At 64.8% G+C, this 18947-nt stretch carries 16 protein-coding genes and 1 pseudogene; 12 read left to right on the forward strand and 5 right to left on the reverse strand.

What is annotated here, in order from left to right; translation table 11 throughout:
• Nucleotides 1-3: 3 nt before the first annotated feature.
• On the forward strand, nucleotides 4-3270 hold the full coding sequence (locus tag F627_RS0101380; RefSeq protein ID WP_026331990.1) for a helicase-related protein: 3267 nt from the start codon (nucleotides 4-6) through the stop codon (nucleotides 3268-3270).
• A gap of 16 nt (nucleotides 3271-3286) precedes the next feature.
• Here F627_RS0101380 and F627_RS0101385 read toward each other — a convergent pair whose 3' ends face one another.
• A complete protein-coding gene (locus F627_RS0101385; protein WP_019583056.1) occupies nucleotides 3287-4048 on the reverse strand; it encodes a SprT-like domain-containing protein in 762 nt (253 codons plus the stop codon).
• A gap of 220 nt (nucleotides 4049-4268) precedes the next feature.
• Here F627_RS0101385 and yjjJ point away from each other — a divergent pair, with 220 nt between their 5' ends.
• The 8 genes and pseudogenes from yjjJ to F627_RS0101425 all read left to right on the forward strand — a co-directional run bounded on the left by yjjJ (nucleotide 4269) and on the right by F627_RS0101425 (nucleotide 13225).
• Nucleotides 4269-5663 (forward strand): type II toxin-antitoxin system HipA family toxin YjjJ, encoded by a 1395-nt coding sequence (gene yjjJ / locus F627_RS15500; protein ID WP_019583057.1) that lies wholly within the window; start codon nucleotides 4269-4271, stop codon nucleotides 5661-5663.
• A gap of 176 nt (nucleotides 5664-5839) precedes the next feature.
• On the forward strand, nucleotides 5840-6112 hold the full coding sequence (locus F627_RS0101395; protein WP_018875986.1) for a CopG family ribbon-helix-helix protein: 273 nt from the start codon (nucleotides 5840-5842) through the stop codon (nucleotides 6110-6112).
• A gap of 26 nt (nucleotides 6113-6138) precedes the next feature.
• Nucleotides 6139-6393: a type II toxin-antitoxin system RelE/ParE family toxin gene (locus F627_RS0101400; protein WP_026280270.1), complete on the forward strand. Its 255-nt coding sequence runs from the start codon at nucleotides 6139-6141 to the stop codon at nucleotides 6391-6393.
• A 634-nt stretch (nucleotides 6394-7027) separates the two neighbouring features.
• Nucleotides 7028-8162, forward strand: a pseudogene (locus F627_RS15505) (Fic family protein).
• A 121-nt stretch (nucleotides 8163-8283) separates the two neighbouring features.
• Nucleotides 8284-9054, forward strand: coding sequence for a type IV toxin-antitoxin system AbiEi family antitoxin domain-containing protein (locus F627_RS0101410; RefSeq protein ID WP_231366578.1), 771 nt, complete (start codon nucleotides 8284-8286; stop codon nucleotides 9052-9054).
• The gene (locus tag F627_RS0101415; RefSeq protein ID WP_019583058.1) at nucleotides 9051-9965 is read left to right on the forward strand and encodes a nucleotidyl transferase AbiEii/AbiGii toxin family protein; all 915 of its coding nucleotides are present in this window, start codon (nucleotides 9051-9053) and stop codon (nucleotides 9963-9965) included. The genes F627_RS0101410 and F627_RS0101415 overlap by 4 nt, the downstream gene beginning before the upstream one ends.
• Before the next feature lie 589 nt (nucleotides 9966-10554).
• A complete protein-coding gene (locus tag F627_RS0101420; RefSeq protein WP_018865916.1) occupies nucleotides 10555-10764 on the forward strand; it encodes a hypothetical protein in 210 nt (69 codons plus the stop codon).
• A gap of 211 nt (nucleotides 10765-10975) precedes the next feature.
• Nucleotides 10976-13225: a hypothetical protein gene (locus F627_RS0101425; protein WP_018865915.1), complete on the forward strand. Its 2250-nt coding sequence runs from the start codon at nucleotides 10976-10978 to the stop codon at nucleotides 13223-13225.
• 36 nt (nucleotides 13226-13261) lie between these two features.
• Here the strand turns inward: F627_RS0101425 and F627_RS0101430 are convergent, their stop codons facing one another.
• From F627_RS0101430 to F627_RS0101440, 3 genes are read right to left on the reverse strand one after another with little or no spacing between them, the layout of a single operon-like run.
• Nucleotides 13262-14275 (reverse strand): M14 family metallopeptidase, encoded by a 1014-nt coding sequence (locus F627_RS0101430; RefSeq protein ID WP_019583059.1) that lies wholly within the window; start codon nucleotides 14273-14275, stop codon nucleotides 13262-13264.
• A gap of 8 nt (nucleotides 14276-14283) precedes the next feature.
• On the reverse strand, nucleotides 14284-15720 hold the full coding sequence (locus tag F627_RS0101435) for a glutamate-cysteine ligase family protein (RefSeq protein ID WP_019583060.1): 1437 nt from the start codon (nucleotides 15718-15720) through the stop codon (nucleotides 14284-14286).
• Between the two features lie 3 nt (nucleotides 15721-15723).
• A complete protein-coding gene (locus F627_RS0101440; protein ID WP_018875992.1) occupies nucleotides 15724-16182 on the reverse strand; it encodes a hypothetical protein in 459 nt (152 codons plus the stop codon).
• 148 nt (nucleotides 16183-16330) lie between these two features.
• Between F627_RS0101440 and F627_RS0101445 the strand changes: the two genes are divergently transcribed.
• From F627_RS0101445 to F627_RS0101455, 3 genes are read left to right on the forward strand one after another with little or no spacing between them, the layout of a single operon-like run.
• Complete coding sequence (locus F627_RS0101445; protein WP_017942834.1) at nucleotides 16331-16894, forward strand: RNA polymerase sigma factor; 564 nt, start codon at nucleotides 16331-16333, stop codon at nucleotides 16892-16894.
• Nucleotides 16884-17708 carry a hypothetical protein gene (locus F627_RS0101450; protein WP_018875993.1) on the forward strand — a complete coding sequence of 275 codons (825 nt, stop codon included), beginning with the start codon at nucleotides 16884-16886 and terminating at the stop codon, nucleotides 17706-17708. The genes F627_RS0101445 and F627_RS0101450 overlap by 11 nt, the downstream gene beginning before the upstream one ends.
• 22 nt (nucleotides 17709-17730) lie before the next feature.
• The gene (locus tag F627_RS0101455; RefSeq protein WP_019583061.1) at nucleotides 17731-18219 is read left to right on the forward strand and encodes a DsrE family protein; all 489 of its coding nucleotides are present in this window, start codon (nucleotides 17731-17733) and stop codon (nucleotides 18217-18219) included.
• Nucleotides 18220-18264: 45 nt separating this feature from the next.
• Here the strand turns inward: F627_RS0101455 and murU are convergent, their stop codons facing one another.
• Nucleotides 18265-18939 (reverse strand): N-acetylmuramate alpha-1-phosphate uridylyltransferase MurU, encoded by a 675-nt coding sequence (murU, locus tag F627_RS0101460; RefSeq protein ID WP_019583062.1) that lies wholly within the window; start codon nucleotides 18937-18939, stop codon nucleotides 18265-18267.
• Nucleotides 18940-18947: the final 8 nt, after the last annotated feature.

Consider the following 18947-nt stretch of genomic DNA (forward strand, 5'->3'; position numbering starts at 1 on the left):
CTCATGAGTCAAGAAGATCCCTTCCCGGATACGGCGCACACTGCTGATCTCTTTAGCGACTTCCCGGAAGAGTCGTGCGAGGGGCAGGGTGTTTGGCCACCGCCGGATCGTTTCCCGCTAAACGTCGACGGGCGGACGGTGCGCGAGCGGGTGATTGCGGACCTGGTGTCTGCGGACTCGCCGTTGGTGGTGACAGGCTACGGGGCGCTGGAAGAGCTCATTCGTCTGGAGGCGGATCTGGGGGAGGTTCGGCCGCTTCGCGTTCTCTTTGGTAACGAGCCGAGTGCGGGGGAGGGCGGTCACCGCAGTCTGAAGGCGTCGAGTTTTCCCGAAGAGGTCGAGCAGTACTGGCTGGATCGAGGGATCTCCCTGCGTCTGTCGGCCCGGCTGATTCATTTTCGGGAGCGACTCCGGGAGGGCGCCGTCGAGGCGCGGTACTGGCCCGACACGCAGCGGCCACTGCACGCCAAGATCTATCTCGGGGAGGGGGCTGTAACGCTCGGTTCGAGCAATTTCAGCAAGAATGGGCTGGAGCGTCAGCATGAGGCGAATGCGCGGTTCACTGCAACGGGTGAACCGAGGCGTTACCGCGAGGCGGCGGCGCTGGCCGAGCAGTTCTGGTCGCTTGGGCATGACTACACCGATGCGTTGCTCGCGCTGCTCGAGCGTCTGCTGCATGTCGTCGGGTGGCGCGATGCGCTGGCCCGCGCCTGCGGGGAGCTGCTGGAGGGTGACTGGGCGAAGGGTTTTCTGCAGCAGGTCGACCGCGAGGCTTTCCGTGCGCTGTGGCCGGCCCAGCGTCAGGGGATCGCACAGGCGCTGTATCTGCTGGATCGTCAGGGGGCGGTGCTGATTGCAGATGCGACGGGTTCCGGCAAGACGCGCATGGGTGCGCATCTCCTGCGGGCGCAGCAGGCGCGTATCCAGGGGGCAGGCGGGATGCCCCGCTCGGTCATGATTGCACCCTCGACGGTCGTGGAGGAGTGGGAGCGGGAGGCCTCCCGGGCCGACACCGCGCTGGATGTCTTTTCGGTTGGCCTGCTCAGTCACGGCAGCCGCAAGGCATGGCAGCTGGATGATGCCCTGAGGCGGGCGCGCCTGCTCGCCGTGGACGAGTGCCACAACTTCCACAATCGCCGCTCGCGCCGGACACGCCGACTGTTTACCAACCATCTTGCCGATGACGTGCTGCTGTTTACCGCTACGCCGATCAACCGGAATGTCGATGACCTAGTCCGGATCGCGGATCTCCTCGGCGCCGACAACCTGCAGCCGAGCACGCTGAAGGCCCTGGAGCGGGTCAATCGCCCCGGTCGTTGGCACGGACTGGGCGACGATGAGGCCGCCCGGCTGCGGGACGAGATCCGCACATTTACGATTCGCCGTACCAAGCGCATGTTCAATGCCCTGATTGATCGCGAGCCCGAAGCCTATCGGGATCACTCGGGACGGCCCTGCCGGTATCCGGAGCACCGCTCGTACAGCTATTCCCTGGGGGAACCGGCTGCCGACCGTGAACGCGCCAGCCGAATCCGGGGGCTCCTGGACGAACTCTACGGTGTGGTCCAGATTCCGGTGGTCCTGGAACTGAGCGCCGTACAAAGGCAGCAGGGGCTCACCGAGGACCAGTATCGCGACAACCTGCTGCTCGGGGCGCACAAGCTGGTCCGCTACCGGGTCATGGCGGCCCTGCGGTCTTCGCGTGCGGCATTGGTTGAGCACCTGTGCGGAACGGCGGTGGCTCGGGCCGAGTTCGGGTTGGAGCATTACGCCAAGTCCGCCGACACAGGAGATGTCTTGGGCAAGCTCAAGCAACCCGGGCGTGTGCCCGAGAACCGGCTGGGCGTGCCCTTGCCTGCGTGGCTTACCGATGCGGACGCCTGGGCATCAGCCCACGCGCACGATCACCGGATCCTCTCGCAGGTCCTGGACGAGGTGCGCGCCATGAGTCCGGCGCGGGAGCACGCCAAGGTCGCCCATCTGGCTAGACTGGCGGCGCGCCACGAACGGGTGCTGGCTTTCGACAGCCGTCTGATTACCATCGCGGCCCTGAGCGCGCAGCTCGAAGAGCGGCTGCCGGGCGTCGAGATCTGGCAGGCCACGGGCAGCGACGAGCGAAGCCGCCAGGCGGTACTCCGCGCATTTCGGCCGGGCGACGGCGAGCAGGCCGGCGTGGCGCTGTGTTCGGACAGTCTGTCCGAGGGGGTGAACCTGCAGGCGGCCTCGGCGCTGGTCCATCTCGACATGCCCTCGGTGATACGCGTGGCCGAACAGCGAACCGGACGCGTCGATCGTCTCGACAGCCCCCATGCCGAGGTCGAGGTCTGGTGGCCTCGGGATGCCGAGGAGTTCGCTCTCAGCGCCGATGCTCGCTTCCTGGACCGGGCCGATGCGGTGACGGAGCTTCTCGGGACCAATCTCCCGTTGCCGGAAGACCTGCAGCAGCGGTCACGGGATAGCGTTGACGCTGACACCCTGATCCGCGAATACGAGCGTACCGCTCGCTCCATCGAGGAAGCCGAACCGCATGATGCCTTTGCCGCAGTGCGCGGACTGGTGGAAGGCGCGGGTGCGCTGGTCGAGCCCGACATTTATGAGTATTACCGTCAGCGCTCCGTGCGAGTGCTCTCAAGAGTCAGCGTGGTGGCCAGCGACACCGTCTGGGCCTTCTTCTGCCTGGCCGGCAGTGCGGACCGCGCGCCGCGCTGGTTTTTCTTCTCCGGCCCGGATGCCGAAGTCACGACTTCACTGGACAAGGTGGCCGCCGCCCTTCGCGAGCGACTGGCTTCGGATCCGCCCAACGGTGAAATCGACGAGCCGGCCGCGAGATGGCTGGCGCACTTTTCCGAGCGCCTCCCGGAGGCCGAGCGGGCGCAGTTGCCGCTGCGCAAGCAACGTGCCCTGCAGGAGATGGCCGAGGTCCTCAAGGGTTTTTCCGAGGAGGCGGCTCGCCAGAGGGAGCAGACACGACTCGACGCCTATCTCGATCTGCGCAATCTGCTGGCGCGAAAGTCGGAGGCGTTGACGGCCGGCGAGCCGGATTGGGAGGCAATCGCCAATCGCTGGCTGGAGCTTATCCGTCCCTACTGGTATCGCCGCCTGACCCAGCAGCGCAGGGGTTTTCTGCGCCTGCGGGACCTGCGCAAGGAGCTCATTGAGGCGGAGGCCGAACTGGGACCCGAGGTGCTGGAAGCGTTTGCCACCCTCCCGCTTCACAGCTCGGCGGAGGAGCGAGTAGTCGCGGCCATTCTCGGCATGCCCGTTCGTTGATCCGGCGCCGGCCAGGTCAGCCTGCTTCGTCGGAGAGATGGCTCATCGGCTCCATGCACGATCCACAGATAACCTCGGTTTCCGGTCGGGCCCAGACCCGCGCCTCGCAGGTCGGGCAGTTCATGCGCACACGGGGATCCGGGCGTGGCGCGGGCGGCGCGAACACCGCCGGTTTTTCGGTATCGTCGGGTATCGCGATCGTCTCGGCCGGTGCGGGGGCGCTGGCGACGGCCAGACCCTGTTCGGCCAGGGCCTCCTGCACCTGGGCAACCGATTCGGGATCGGTGGGGGCATGCCGGTCGAACCAGGGCAGTTCGAACCCGGTGGCCAGCAGGTCCGAGCAGGCCCGGGCGAACGGACCGTCGGGCTGGATGTAGTGCGTGACCCGGCGTCCGGTCTGTTTGCCATCCGGCAGGCCGGTATCGCTCGGCACCAGACCGATTGCTTCCATCTTGCCGACCCACTCCCGGTTATGGTGGTTTGATCGGCTCGGCCGGCCGAAGCACTCCTGCCAGTGATGCACCATCTCGTGTACCAGCGTGGACAGCGCGACCTCCAGCGGATTCAGGGTGAAGTACCCCGGATGAACACCCAGCTCATGGACGATCGTGCCATCCGAGGAGATGAAGCGTTCGGCGTGGTGGTAACCTCGCTGCCGGCGGGAGCTGCGCAGCGTGATCAGACAGGGAGGCAATTCGTTGTCGAACAGCCGTTCGTTGAAATGATCGAAGGCCCGCTGCAGGGCGGAGTACATCGACAGGGTGGGGGAGTCGGTCATGGTGCGTTTCCGGCATCGAGTCTTGAGTCCCGAGATTGTATCGCCCCGTTTTTGTCACAAATCCGGTCACAAACCTGGCGAGCCGAGACCTGTCCCGTCCAGGATCGAGGTCGTCCATAGGATCGTTTCACTAAATGCTTGGAGAGAAATTGAAGGGTTATATATCAAACCCTTAATGAGGTAGTATCTTCTCAATAATCATTTCAATAGGCAGGTTCGGATGAGGAGCAAGCGAGAGGCAGCGCATCAGCGGCTCGGCCAGGCGCTTGCCAGGCTCGCCCCGGCGCGCGCAGCCGATCTTGCCCGCGAACTGGGGCTGTCGGTCCCCACCCTTCACCGACTGCTGCAGGAGACGCCCGAGCCCGTGCTTGCGGCCGGGCGGGCCCGGCGCACTCGCTACGCTCTGCGCAGAGCGCTGCGAGGCGACTTCGCGCCCACTCCCATCCGTGTGATTGATGAAGCCGGCCAGCCGCACGAGTTCACGGAGCTCTCGCCCATCCAGCCGCAGGGCTGCCATGCCGACTTCGGTGGCTCGGATTGGCCTTTGGAGGATGACGACGAGAACCCCGAAGGATGGTGGGCCGGTCTGCCATACCCTTTGTACGATATGCGCCCCCAGGGCTACCTCGGGCGCCAGCTGGCGCATCGCTTGCAAGACACGCTCCAGGTGTCACCTAATCCAGAGGCCTGGAGTGACGACGATATTCTGTGGGTTCTGAGTCGTGTGGGCTTCGATCTCCCGGGCAACCTGGTCGTTGGTGATGCCGCATTCAAGGGCTGGCAGAAGGCCCGCCTGGATCCCCCTCCGATTCTCGGGGCGGATGAACTCGAAGGGATGTATGTGAAGGCAGCGGAGGAGGCCATCTCGCTGGGCCTTGCGGGCTCCAGTGCCGCGGGTGAGTTCCCGAAGTTCACCGCCCTTCGGGACCTGCAGGGCAGTCATAGTCCGCACGTCATCGTGAAGTTTTCGGGTGCGGACGAGTCCGCGACCGTGCAGCGCTGGTCCGATCTGCTGGTGGCGGAGCATCTGGCACTGGAGGCGGTCGCAGGGCTGCCCGGTGTGCAGAGTCCGCCCAGCCGAATCCTCCAGCAACAGGGCCGCACGTTCCTGGAGATCGAGCGCTTCGATCGCCACGGACTGTTCGGCCGCAGCGCGGTGGTGACGCTGGAGACCGTGAACGCGGCCTTGCTCGGTCATGCGCCTTCGGCATGGGACGCCCTCGCCCAGGGGCTCGCCGACAAGCGTCTGCTGGCGCCGGAGGCGGTTGCAGCCATCCGCCACATCACCTGGTTCGGAAGACTGATTGCCAACAGCGACATGCACCCGGGCAACCTCGCCTTTCGACCGGAGGGCGGCCGGCTCCTCCTGTGCCCGGTCTACGACATGCTCCCGATGGCGTACGCGCCGCTCCCGGGTGGGGAACTGCCGCGCGTGACGTTTGAGCCTGCCCTACCATTGCCTCGTGAACATGGCGTGTGGGTCACCACTTGTCACGCCGCGATCGGCTACTGGCAAACCGTGGCGGATGACACCCGCGTCAGTTCCACGTTTCGCAGGATTGCATCCGAAAACGCCCTCGAAATGCAAAGGCGCCTGGCACTTGTTGCGCCCTGATCGCCGGTCGTGCTGTGCCAACCGACCGCTGGCGTCTACCCTGCTTCGGGTTGGTTTCAGCCCGGTTGAGTCGCAAGCCTGTATACAGCCTGTGTATACAGAGATCTGATAGTGGACTCGCAGGGGAAAGAGACGATAGAGTATCGAAAGGTATTACCATGTGATAAGAGGCCGCTATGGCAACCTCCCTGAAGATTGACGACGTGTTGAAAAGTCGGGTCCAGCATCTCGCCAGCCAGCGTCGGCGCTCGTCTCACTGGATCATGCTCGAAGCGATTCGGCAATATGTCGAGCGCGAAGAAGCTCGCGAGGGCTTCAGGCAGGAAGCCCTCGCGAGCTGGGCTGCTTATCAGGAAACCGGCCGACACGTGACCGGGCAGGAAGCACGCGCCTGGTTGAACACCTGGGGCACGGATGAGGAAAAGGCTGCTCCGGAGTGCCACAAGTAATCGTCACCGAAGGAGCGCTGGATGGTCTGGACCGATGCCGGCGTTTTCTTTCCACCAAATCGCCGGATGCCGCCCGGCGAGCAGCCCAGGTGATCGAACGGCAGCTCCTGCTGCTGGAAACGTCACCGCATATGGGGCGCCCCGATGCCGAAGTACCCGAACTGCGCGAGTTGCTGATCGATTTCGGTGATTCCGGATTCGTAGCCCTCTATCGACACGATCCGGCCGAGGACACGGTTTACGTGCTGGCCTTCCGACATCAGAAAGAGGCGGGCTACTGATAAGGACCGCACGCACCGGTTGTCGGGACGGCTCCGTACCACGGAACTTCGATCAGAGTGCTTCGTTTCAGGAATGCAGCGCATGGCTGGGGTGGCATTGAACCGCTTCTGCGGACACCTTTCAGCTTGTAGCAAAGTCGCCAGGCACTCGTCGCACCCTGATCGCTGGTCGTGCTGTGCCAATCGGGCGCTGGTGCTGCCCTTCCTCCGATAGGCGAGCCCGCATCGGCCTGATTGAAGACGGTGGAACCGCTCCGACCGTTTTGGCCGTCTTAGCCTGCATGTGCGGTTGTTCCTGCTACACGTGCTGCCGTCTCTGCTTGCTCACATTCATCTCCAGGTACCCATCCGTGTGGCTTAACTGGGGTGTCCGCTGTCATTGGACCACTTCACACCGGCACTCCACTGATAAGTGGTGAGTCCGCCTTGCTGCATGCCTCAGTCCACGAGGAAACTCCATCCGCGGGTTTCGTCCCGCATCCAGGTGCATGATCCGGTGACTCTTCCCAGAGGGCCGACGAATCGGCTTTGCAACACGGGAATCATTGCGATCTCCTTGGTTTTTTCGTTTATCGCCCATGCATGATTGAAGTGGGGTAGAACCCGTCTACGCATTGGAAATGCGGAGATTGGCGTGCGATATATCTGGGAACTGACCGGCTGGCCCCACTGGCAGTGGGACGCGGAACATATCGCGCCGATGCTGGCCGCGGCCGCGCGCGAGCAGGGCAGGCTGCTCGGGCGGATGCAGGGGTTGGGTTTCGCGTTGCGCGAGGAAGCGTCGCTGCGGGTGCTGTCGGAGGATATCGTGGACTCCGGCGCGATCGAGGGCGAACGTCTCCCCATGGATCAGGTGCGCTCTTCCCTGGCACGTCGCCTCGGCCTGGAGGCCGGGGGACCGGTCGCTTCAGGGCGAGATGTCGACGGCATGGTCGAACTGATGCTGGATGCCACGAAGGCCTTTGATCGTGAGCTGACAGTGGATCGGCTGTTCGACTGGCATGCGGCCCTGTTTCCGACGGGGCGTAGCGGAATGACGTGGATTCCGGTCGCGCGCTGGCGGGATGCCGAAGAAGGGCCGATGGGTGTGGTGTCGGGTCCCGTTGGCCGGGAGACGGTGCACTTCTCCGCGCCACCGGCCGAACGAATCCCGGGGGAGGTCGACGCTTTCTTCGCCTGGTTTAAGACACCCGGCCCGCTGGATCCGCTATTGGTGGCGGGGCTGGCTCATCTCTGGTTCGTGACGATTCACCCCTTCGCGGATGGAAACGGGCGTATCGCGCGGGCGATCGCCGATATGGCGCTGGCACGAGCGGATGGTTCGGCGGAACGTTTCTACAGCATGTCCGGGCAGATCCTTCGGGAACGCAGCGACTATTACGCGATCCTGGAGCGGACCCAAAACCAGGGGGGGGCTGGACATCACCCTGTGGCTGGAATGGTTCCTGGGCTGCCTGCAGCGTTCGCTGGCCAGCGCTCAGGATGCACTCGAGCACGTGCCGTTCAAGGCGCAATTCTGGGAGCGGTTCGCCACGGAGCCGCTCAATGCCCGACAGATCAAGGTGCTCAATCGTCTGCTGGACGCCTTCGAGGGTCGGATGACCTCTTCGCGTTGGGCCCGGATGGCCAAGTGTTCGCAGGACACGGCGCAGCGTGACATTGCGGACCTGGTGGATCGAGGTGCATTGAAAAAGAACCCGGGCGGTGGACGCAGTACGAGCTATTCCTTGCCGGACACGCGCGGTTTCTTCTCGTTTGAATCTACATGAGCGGTTTCTCGTGCCATACGTGCTGCCGTCTACGAATTTCGAGTCGCGGAGCGATCGAGAGTATTTGAGATATTCGCTGTAATCGTAGTCAGGCTACTGGTTAAACCAGTCGTCTTGGTTGATGTTGGGCGAAATTGTGTGGTTTATTCGTAGTGTGGCTACGATAACGAGATCCAATCTAAAGGCGCTCTATACCAGAGTGCCTCCGGGAACGCCGCTGACCACGGCCGACCTCAATGAGCTGGGCATTTCGGCCGACCTGGCGGTCTATTACGTCCGGTCGGGGTGGCTGGAACGCCTCGCGCGGGGTGTCTATTGCCGCCCGGGTGAGGATCTGGGGTTGGAGCCCAGTCTTGTCATGTTGCAGCGAAAGTTTCCGGGCATGCACGTGGGGGGCAAGTCAGCCCTGGAGTGGTACGGCATTCGGCACTACGTCATGCGCCAACCCACGCTGCAGTTGTATGGCTGGGCCTCTGGGCGGCTTCCGGGCTGGTTTTTCGAGCGGTTTCCGGCCGAATATCATCGCAAGCGCCTATTCAACGAGACGCCGGAGGCCATGCTGCATGTCGGCCCCTTCGAACATCAGGCGGGGGCACCTGATGTTGCGGCGCCGGAACGGGCGCTCCTTGAGCTCCTCAGTGAAGTGGGTGTACGGCAACCGTTGCAGGAGGTACGCGAGATCGTCCAAGGGACCTACAGTCTGCGAGCCAATGTCCTTCGCGAGCTCCTGTGCAAGACGAAGAGCATCAAGACTGTTCGTCTGGCTCTGCAGTTGGGACGCGAGTTCTCGCTCCCCTGGGCGGCTCAATTGGATCCCGTCGAGCTCCCAACCGGCAGTGACCGGCCCTGGGTATCCGGCACCGGCGATGATCTGCTGGTCCTCAAGCCATGAACTCGGCCTACCTTGAAACGGCGCGCCTGCTGACGCAGGTCGCTCCCTTCGTGTTCGCGGACGATACCTTCGCGTTGAAAGGTGGAACGGCCATCAACCTCTTCGTCCGCGACATGCCGCGGTTGTCCGTGGATCTCGATCTGGTGTTTCCCGATCACGCGGCATCGCGAGACGAAGCACTGGCTCGCATCAACGCCGCCATTGAGCGTATGGGGAGGCAGTTGGCCGAGCGTGGCTTCCAGACGTTTGCCCCCACAACCGAAGCCGGAGCCACCAAGCTTCTGGTTCGGCGCGGTCATGTCGAGGTCAAGATCGAAGCGAACTACGTCCTGCGCGGTACCGTTCAGCCGGTCCGTTCGGCTTCGTTGAGCCCTCTAGCCCGCGACATCCTTATGGCCGACCTCGACATTCCAGTGGTGTCACTCGAGGACCTCTATGGCGGCAAGCTTGTTGCGGCCCTAGACCGGCAGCACCCACGGGATCTCTTCGACGTCATGCAGCTCTTTGAGCATGAGGGGATTACACCGGGCATTCGCCAAGCCGCTGTCGTTTACCTAGCCAGCCATAATCGCCCCGTACATGAAGTGCTGTCTCCGGCGCTACGGAACATTGAGCGGGACTACCGGCATAACTTCCAAGGCATGACAGCCGAGCCGGTGCCAATAAGCGACTTGCTGACGACACGCGATCGACTTATCCAGGGTCTCCACCAAGGGCTGGAAGACCGCGAGCGAAGGTTTCTACTCTCTCTGGTCGAGGGAGCGCCCGACTGGAGCCTCATGGATATCGCGCATGTCGAGCAGTTGCCGGCCATCCGCTGGAAGCTTCAGAACCTGGGTCGCCTCCGGGAGAACAGCCCGCAGCAATTTGTCGAGCAGGCCGACGCGCTGCGGCAACTCCTCAACCTTTGAGGGTGCCTAGGGTCGCTGTTTCCCCACGATGCTGGAACAGACATCGGGGAGCCATCTTTGTCCCGGATGCCGAGTGTTGAATGTCATGAGCGGGGCTCGTCAGGCACGCGCTGACGGCTTCATTGGCGCCCGTTTCGCGCCCGCGAAACGACGGTTGGGGCCCGGCTTGGAGAGTTCATCGAGCTCAATGTGGAAGATCATCTGATGGTCAGGCTGGCACACATTCTGTGCCACCGCGGTACAGTTTTATGCGCGCTTGGAGGGCGCAATCGGCGCGAATTGGTTTTTTGGTGGATGGGGTTGCGGCCCTTTGGAATCGCTTCATAGAGCCGTTTAAGGCCGATCCAGGGTGTTGGGAAACCATCTGAGGGTGCGCACTCATAATGATGGGGTCCCCTGTTCGAATCAGGGCGTAGCCACCATCGAATCCCGGACAGGGGCTGTCAGCGATATGGCAGCCCCTGTTTTGTTTGGGGCCCCGGGTGGGGCGGTGTTGTATTGCCGGTATGCAGGGGCTCGGATAGACTGCGCGCCGGGTCGCGTGCCTGCGCGCGGGCGGCCCCTCAAGGGAGCAACCTCGGACGAATCCATGAAACGCTACGGAATCCGCATCCGCCTGCCGGAAGGCAGCACCATGGCCATGCCGCACCTGCTGGGGCCGGACTGGGAATCCTATCGCTGGTACGACAGCGAACAGGCGCGCGAGAAGGCGCTGGCCGACATGCAGCGCGACCTCCCCAACTACCGCAAGGGTGATCACGTCGCCCAGGTCCTCGAGCGCGTCGAACGCGACGCCTGACCGCCTCCGTCTTTCCGCCGGTCGCCCGGCCGGCGCTCGCATGATCACGTCATCCTGACCGACTGGATGCCGCGAACGGCGCCCTTCGCATCTTTGTGTCTCCTCGTGGTTGAAACATGCCCCCCTGCGTGCTTTAGTGCGGGGCACAAACGGAATTGCATCACATTTTTGGGGCCTATTCCGGCCGCTCGGACTGCAGGAGTCGTTGACCATGCCGACAGAAGACACCAACGAGAACATGGACCACGCAGTGCAGACCGAGCCGGAGTCGCCCCGGACTGCCGATACCGAGACCTCGATCCGCAATCCATCGCGGGCGGCCCGGGCGACCCAGCCGCGCAACGCGGCGCGGTCGAATGTCCTGGAGGGTCAGGTCGAGCGCGGCGGCGAGCCCCACTACTTCACCGAACGCGATCTGGACCGGATCCTCGAGAATCTGGACCACCTGCGCAATTCGGTCTTCCCGCGCCTGACCAAGGGCAGCCCGACCGAGGAACAAAAGCAGCAGTTCTTCCCGTCGGTGTGTCTTATTGGCGTTGGCCGCTGCGGTTCGAACATCGCGCTGGACGTGGCGGCGCTGGTGCACAGTGCGCGCTCCAACTATCTGCGCGAACTGGATAACGAGGAGGCCGGTGGGCGCGAGAAGGAAGGCCGTCCGCTGCGCTGGATTCGCAAGAGCCTGAATCTGCCGCCAGCCAACGCGGTGAAGCCCGTCTTCCTGATCGAGCCGATGGTGATGCTGGGCGACCTCGACAAGGACATCGAGGGCCGCATCCGCTTCTCCAACCGGGCGGGGCAGAACAACTTCATCGACAACTACAACAAGATGAAGATCATGGACCTGTCCGAGGTGCACGCGGGTGGCGCGGGCAATGCCCCCATCCTGGGCCAGTACCTTGCGCGCATCATTCTGAACAAGGACACCGACCAGTTCGCCAACGAGGACTGGAAGTTCATCCATTCCTATCTGATCGATTCCTGCGGTATCAAGGCGAATCAGTCACGACTGTACTTCTATATCTTCAGTGCCGGCGGCGGCACCGGCTCCGGGATGGCCTCCGAATTCGGCCTCGCGCAGCAGTACTCCTATATGCGCAAGACCTTCGATCCCAAGCTGGAGAAGCGCGAGGCCGCGAATCGCGACCATTCCTTCGTGTTCGAGCCGATCTTCGCGGCGGGGATCTGCATCCTGCCGAACATCCAGGACAACCGCGTCGAGATGTCCGAGGCGCTGCACATCAACGCGGGGCGTCTGCTGTGCAAGTACCTGGCGGAGGAATGGGACTTCTCCTACAACTTCGAGGCCGAAGAGACGCGTGACGAGGACATGATGCATCGCATCCGGCCGTGGAACGCGATGATGCTGATATCCAACGACATCATGCGCTACGCGGAGGAGACCGACGACGGCAACATCCGCCACGTCGACGTGAACGCGATGGAGCGTTACGCCAACCAGTACATCTCCCAGCAGATCTTCAACATCCTGACCGCGCAGGCGGTGACCACCGACTACGACGAGGACTACTTCCGGCGTGCCGGGGTGGATATCGGCGAAACCATTCGCCTGGATGCCAACGACCTGTTCATGAGTCTGGCCGGTCCGGTTGCGGTCGCCTACGCGGAATCGGAGGTGACTACTGGCGAGGAGGCTTCCTCCAAGAGCTCTGCGCTGGATATCGACGACTTGTTCTTCCGCTCGATCGACCTGCCCCACTTCAACAAGCAGACCGAGGCCATCGAAGGGATCAGCCTGCTGCCGATCGACGCCCCGCGCTACCGCGAGGCACTGAAGGGGTACAAGGAATCGGACATGGACGCGACGCACCTGCGCGATCTGCATTTCTTCAAGAACTGCTCGTCCATTGTCACGATTCTGTCCCTGCCGAAGGACTACAAGCTGTCCTACATGGACCTGAATCGCCTGAAGTCCCACCTGAACGGCCTGTTCCCGAATACCACACTCAAGCGCTACGCCCTGGTTATTGGCGCCTCGGCCAATCTGTCGCTGACCACCCTGGTGGTGAAGAGCCCGTGCCTGTCGGACGACTTCCTGACCCTGTTCGTCGCCTACATCAAGCGCTGCTTTGCCAACGACAAGACGCGCTTCGACGACACCCTGGACCATGCGGTGCTGGATCTCATCCGGGCCGAGGAGTTCGACGAGGCGCGCATCGACGAGATGCTGAACGAACACGAGAACCCCACGCGCATCCTCGATACCAACTGGTACGCGATCAAGCCGATGTACGAGAAGAAATACCGCGAGATGTGCAGCAACGAGAAGAGCTTTGTCTCGATCAACGACATCCGTCTGAGCCGCGAGAACGTCAAGCAGGCGATCCGTTACCTGCGCGAGATCTACCGTCACCGCACGAGCAAGACGCAGATCATCAGCCTGAACGACGGCGGCAAGGCGGCTACGGCGGCGTCGAAGCGCCGCGCCAGCAGCAAGAAGTAGGGTGGCGGCCGCCGCAACGGCAGCCGCTGGGGCGCGTCAGGGAAGGGACAGCGGCTCCATCAGGTAGCACAGGCAGTCCTGGGCGATGACCCGGGTGTCCAGTGTGAGCATGGACGGCATGGCCGGGCGCTTGAGCCGGATCTCCTGGCCGGCGCGCTCCAGATAATCCCCGGTGACCTCGGAGCCGTCCTCGGCGATCGCGACCAGCGGCTCGTCGGCATCTTCGTGCACCTGTACCAGACGGGAACCGGCGGGCAGCAGCTGGAAGTTCAGGCCGTCGAGATCGGGTTCCAGGCGCACGTCGTGCTGTGCCTCCAGCCCGGCCTGCAAGCCGGGGCGCACCCGGACCTGCGCGACGGTGTGGAAGAGCTCGATGGCGCCCTCGCGTGGCGGCTCGGGCACGAAGTGGTCCAGGTGCAGCACCGCGTCGATCATCTCCCGGGCGTGGTCCACGCCGGCGGCGTCACCGGGGTGGCCGCACTCCAGAGTGACGGCCGGCGCGATGCGTGCCAGGGCCATGGAGGCAACCCCGCGCGGCCGGGTGAAGTAGACCACGGTGCGCCCGAACAGCGCGGCCAGGTTCAGAAACGGGGACTCCAGGCGATTGATGCAGGCGTAATGGGGGTTGCGCCCGGTGTTGTTGTGCAGGTCGATCGCGGCGAACAGGCCGCGTCCCTCCAGGCGGCGGCAGAGCTCGGCAAAGACATCGGCCTCGCGCGAACCGGCCTGTTCGGTGCCCGGCCAGATGCGATTGAAGTCCGGCTGGTCGTCCAGGTGGCGCTGATTGACGGCCGCCGCCCGCGGGTTGCCCACGATCAGCGTCAGGGCGCGTGGCAGCGGCCGCCCGGTGTAATGACGCAGGAGCTGCTGTACCGCGTGCAGGCCCACCGGTTCGTTGCCGTGCAGCAACAGGACCACGGCCACCGCGGGTTCGCGCTGGCCTTCCAGGTGGATCAGGGCCGGGCCGGGCACGCACTGGTGCAACGTCTCGGGCGTGGCTTCGAGGAAGCCGTCGGGTAGTTCGAAGTGTTCGATGATGGATTGCGTCACGGGTTTCCTCAGAGTCCCCAGGTGTGGACCGGCGCGCCGGTGTTCTGCCAGCCACGATAGGCGCGAACCAGCCCGGGCCAGTCGCGCCCGTGGCGTGCGACCCAGTCCCGCTGCCAGCGTGCGCCGGTCTGGCGGCTGGCCACGCGCGCGGCGATGATCCCGAGCAGGGCGTCGCGTTCGCTGCGCTCGATGCCCAGGCGCTCCAGGCCTTCGGCTGCTCGGGGCAGCAGGTCGCGGGTGATCAGGCGGGGCGCCGGGGCCGGTTCGCGGTGGCCCCAGCGCAGGCGAGCGTCCAGTCCGTGCCGGGCTGCATTGTAGAAGTTGTCGCGGGCCTCGGAAAACGGGGTCTCCAGCGTGCCGTCCGGCGATTCGGCGACCAGGTGCTCGATCAGGCCCAGGGCGAAGGCCGTGTTGGCCAGCATGTCGATCAGTGAGGGGCCTGCGGGCAGGCAGCGGAACTCCAGGCGCAGACTGCGGTGGCCATCGGCATCGCAGCCGACGATGGGGCGGTTCCAGCGCCAGATGGTCCCGTTGTGGAAGGCGAGGTGAGCCAGCTGGTCGGCCGGTTCGTCCAGTGCCACCGGCAACAGGACCGGAAAGTGCTCCAGGTTCTCGGTGAACAGCTCGCCGATCGAGTCATGCAGATAGCCGGTGCCGAAGGTCACGCGCCGGATCGGGCCGCGTGCCGAGTTGGCGAATCCGCCTACCTCCACGGACTGCTCGAACAGCGGGATGCGGCTCTCGGCCCACAGGTCGTGGCCGAAGATGTAGGGCGTGTTCCCGGCGGCGGCGAGGACCGGAGCGGCCGCCACCAGCGAGGCGTTGTAGGCCCGATGGGCGCGATCGGGCCGGGTCTCGATATGCACCTGGAAGGAGGTCGCCGCCGCCTCCAGCATCACATCCGCGTGGCGGTGCTGCAGGTGTTCGTGGCCGACGATATCCACCTCCAGCGGGCGCTGGGCGCGCTGTTCCAGGATGGCGCTGTTCAGCGCCCGGTAGCGGGCCTGCCGGGACATGTGGTGGAGCCCGAGATCGGCTGGCTCCAGGGTCGGCAGGCTCCCGGCCATCAGCAGGTCGGCTCCGGCATGACGGGCGGCTCGCCGTGCCTGGCGCAGGGTCTCGCGCAGCTCCTCGAGGATCGCGCCGAAGCAGCCGGGGCCGGCGCGGAAGACGCTGCTGTTCAGTTCGACATTGAACTGGGCCAGCTCCCGGGTGGCCAGCGGGCTGTCCATCGCCGCGAGAAAGGCCTCGTTGACCGGCAGCGGGCGCCCTTGTGCGTCGCACAGCCAGGCCTCGATCTCGAAGCCGAGTCGCGGCGGCGCGGGGTCGGCGGCCGCCTGTGTGCGCAGCCAGTCCAGCAGCCGGGCCGTCTCGTCGGCCAGAGCCTGGTGAAAACGGTCGAAATCCGCCGCGCCGAAGTGCTCTTCGCGGATTTCCCGGCCCAAGATCTAGTCCTCGTCCCGGTCGTCGGTGTCCGGGGCCTCGTCGTAGAGGCTCTCCAGGAGGTCGCCCCAGATCTGTTCGTGGTGCTCGATGAAGGCCAGCAGGTGCTTGCGGAAGGCGAGGTAGTCGGCCTCGAAGGTCTCGAAATCGGCACCACCGTTCAGCAGCTTGGCGGCGCGGTCGGTCTGCTGCAGGCTGTCGCGCAGGTTGAGGCTGGCGGCCATCGCGCCCTTCACGCGTTCGCGTTCGTGCGGGATCCAGGCGCGGTCCGACAGCATGGAGCGCAGGTTCTCGCCCAGCTCCAGCAGGCGCTTGCGCAGGCGCGGGACGGCCCCGATGGTGCCGGTCTTGAGTTCGCCCCAGACCGCGTCGGTGATCAGCCGTGACCAGCGCTCGCGCAGGTCCTGCACGGTGTCGGGGTCGAACGCGAACGCGCGCTCCAGTTGTTGCGGATCGAATGGCATTGGGTATCCTGATCGACGGAATCGGGGATGCGCGATTTGTGCGGTCGCAAGGCCGGAGTATCGGAATAGCCCCGCGCCCGGTAGCGTCCTACAGGGTACAAGAACAAGCAAGGCCGCATGTACGGCCTGCGGATGGAGGAAACACAACATGGCAACCTGGTTCGCGCAGCGCAGGCTGCGCCAGAAGGTATGCGACCTGCGGCCCCAGATGTACCGCATGGCCTTTGCGTGGTGTCACGATGCCGCGCTGGCGGATGACCTGGTGCAGGAGGCGATGATGAAGGCCCTGACCCGGCTGAAGTCGCTGCAGGACGAGAGCGCCCTGAAGGCGTGGGTGTTCCGGATCATGACCAACTGCTACCGCGACTGGGGACGGCGGCAGAAGGACACGGTGGACGTGGACAGCATGGAGCTGCCCTGCGAGGACTGCCCGGAGCAGCAGACCGAACGCAACCGCATGGTGGCGGACGTTCACCGGGCGATGGCCGAACTGAGCACCGATCACCGGCAGGTGGTCGCGCTGGTGGACCTCGAAGGCTTTGCCTACTCCGAGGTCTCGGAGGTGCTGGATGTACCCATCGGCACCGTGATGAGTCGCCTGAGCCGGGCTCGGGCACAGTTGAAGAAGGTGCTGCTGGAGCAGCAGGCCGACACGGGGAAAGCGGCCGATACACCCTATCTCAAGGTAGTGAGGAATCGGCATGTCGAATGAACGACTGAGTGCAAGGAACCGCCCCAGCGAGGAGATCCTCAACGCCTTCGTGGATGGCGAGTTTTCTCCCGAGGATCGTCTCCACACCCTGAAGACGATTGCCTCCAGCGAGCACCTGAGCCGCGAAGTCTGCGACATGCACCAGCTCAAGGAGCTGGTGAACATGGCGTACGAGGATGTGCCGGCTGGTCGCACCGGGGCCCCCGGCGGGCGCTGCCGGTTGTCGCGCGGCGGTCGTTCGGCCTGGTTCCCTTCGGTCGCCGCCGGAGTGCTCGCGCTGGTCGTGGGTTCGCTGGGCGGCTACGAGATCACCCGGGATGCTGGTTTCTTCGGCGGCGAGCCGTCGGCCGCGATCGATCAGGACGCCGGGGCCATGGCGCAGATGGCCGCCAGCGATGACGTCGCGGGCGGCGCGGCGGCGCCACAGCAGGTGTTTTCCGCCACCGAGACCGACCAGATCCTGCTGCATATCAATGAAGCCGATCGCCGCGCGATGGCGGAGCTCCTGGATGACATCGAGAGCATGTACCGCGAGGCGGCCACCGTCGGGCGCGATCTGAACGTGCAGGTCGTGGTGCACAACAATGCGATGGACCTGCTGCGTACCGACAGCGCCCCGTATCCGGAGCGGGTTGCCAGCATGGCGCAGGATTACCCCACGCTGCGCTTCACCGCCTGTGCCCAGACCCTGAACCGGCTGGCGCGCGAGGAGGGCAAGACGGTCGACATCCTGCCGCAGGCCGAGCTGATCGATTCCGGCGTCGCCGAGGCGGCCCGCCGTCAGGCCGAGGGCTGGATCTACATCAAGGTCTGATCCGGCCTTGCCGGCACCCCGCATGTCGCCCGCGAACCGCACAAGACGCCCCGGCTGGTTTCTGGCCGGGGCGTTTCTGTTGATGCTGACCGCGGGCGGCGCGACGGCATTGTTGTTTGGCACGGTCGCCGACGCCCCGGCCGCCGACGAGCCGCTCCGGGTGGTTTATCACATCAATTCCGATGACCCGGAGCTCCACCTGAACGCCCTGCGTAATCTGCAGAATCACATCGATGGCAGCCCTGATGGCTCACCGCTGGAGATCAAGGTGCTGATGCATGGCAGTGGCATCAGCCTGCTGCAGCACGCGCGCAGCGATCCGGATCTGCGCAGTACGGTGAATACCCTGAAACTGCAGGATGTCCGCTTCCTGGTGTGCGGCAACACGATGGCCTCGCGCGGGCTGGAGCGCGAGGATCTGCACGAGGTGGCGGAGCAGGATGTGGTGCCCAGCGGCATCGTGGAACTGACCCGGTTGCAGCGTGCCGGGTATACCTACATCAAGCCCTGATCGGGGCGATGGCGCGGGTGCCGTTCACTTCGTGACGGCGGGCGCTCAGCGTTTCCCCAGCTCGGCGTCCAGTGCCGCCAGGCGCTCCGGGGTACCGATGTCGCGCCAGTCTCCGGTGTGGTGCTCCCCGGTGACACGGCCGGCGGCGATGGCCGGGCGCAGCAGGGGGGCGAGCGCATGGCGGCCGGGCGGCAGATCGCGGAACAGGGTCGGGTCGTACCAGCCGATGCCGCTGAAGGTCAGGGCCTCGCCGTCGTCGAGTCCGATCTGTGCGTCCTTCAGGGTGAAGTCGCCCCGCGGGTGATGCTCCGGGTTGTCCACCAGCACAAGGTGCGCGAGGGGCCGGTTGGTGGACCGGCGCAGGGTCTCCGGCGGGGTCAGCGGATGGTCGCACCAGACATCGCCGTTGACGACCAGGAACGGCGCGTCGCCCAGCAGCGGCAGCGCCTTGCGGATGCCGCCCGCGGTCTCCAGGGCCTCCTCGGGCTCTGGTGAGTAGTGGATCGCCAGACCGGCGTGCTGCGCGCCCAGCGTCGTGCGGATCTGCTCGCCCAGGTGCGCCAGGTTGATCACCACCTCGCGGTAGCCCGCGGCCGCCAGGCGGTCCAGGGTGTAGGTGATCAGTGGGCGCCCGCCGACTGGCAGCAGGGGTTTCGGGCAGTGGTCGGTCAGCGGGCGCATGCGTTCGCCGCGGCCGGCGGCCAGGATCATCGCGCGCATGGATCCGT

Origin of the sequence: Thioalkalivibrio sp. ALE16, assembly GCF_000381305.1 — a bacterium.
GTDB lineage: Bacteria > Pseudomonadota > Gammaproteobacteria > Ectothiorhodospirales > Ectothiorhodospiraceae > Thioalkalivibrio.

Excerpts from the sequence above, each read along its gene's own strand:
- F627_RS0101440 (WP_018875992.1), bottom strand. The coding sequence starts at position 16,182 with ATGCCATTCGATCCGCAACAACTGGAGCGCGCGTTCGCGTTCGACCCC.
- yjjJ (WP_019583057.1), top strand. The coding sequence starts at position 4,269 with ATGAGGAGCAAGCGAGAGGCAGCGCATCAGCGGCTCGGCCAGGCGCTT.
- F627_RS0101385 (WP_019583056.1), bottom strand. The coding sequence starts at position 4,048 with ATGACCGACTCCCCCACCCTGTCGATGTACTCCGCCCTGCAGCGGGCC.
- F627_RS0101395 (WP_018875986.1), top strand. The coding sequence starts at position 5,840 with ATGGCAACCTCCCTGAAGATTGACGACGTGTTGAAAAGTCGGGTCCAG.
- F627_RS0101450 (WP_018875993.1), top strand. The coding sequence starts at position 16,884 with ATGTCGAATGAACGACTGAGTGCAAGGAACCGCCCCAGCGAGGAGATC.
- F627_RS0101410 (WP_231366578.1), top strand. The coding sequence starts at position 8,284 with ATGTTGGGCGAAATTGTGTGGTTTATTCGTAGTGTGGCTACGATAACG.
- F627_RS0101415 (WP_019583058.1), top strand. The coding sequence starts at position 9,051 with ATGAACTCGGCCTACCTTGAAACGGCGCGCCTGCTGACGCAGGTCGCT.
- F627_RS0101455 (WP_019583061.1), top strand. The coding sequence starts at position 17,731 with ATGTCGCCCGCGAACCGCACAAGACGCCCCGGCTGGTTTCTGGCCGGG.
- murU (WP_019583062.1), bottom strand. The coding sequence starts at position 18,939 with ATGCGCGCGATGATCCTGGCCGCCGGCCGCGGCGAACGCATGCGCCCG.
- F627_RS0101425 (WP_018865915.1), top strand. The coding sequence starts at position 10,976 with ATGCCGACAGAAGACACCAACGAGAACATGGACCACGCAGTGCAGACC.
- F627_RS0101420 (WP_018865916.1), top strand. The coding sequence starts at position 10,555 with ATGAAACGCTACGGAATCCGCATCCGCCTGCCGGAAGGCAGCACCATG.
- F627_RS0101445 (WP_017942834.1), top strand. The coding sequence starts at position 16,331 with ATGGCAACCTGGTTCGCGCAGCGCAGGCTGCGCCAGAAGGTATGCGAC.
- F627_RS0101380 (WP_026331990.1), top strand. The coding sequence starts at position 4 with ATGAGTCAAGAAGATCCCTTCCCGGATACGGCGCACACTGCTGATCTC.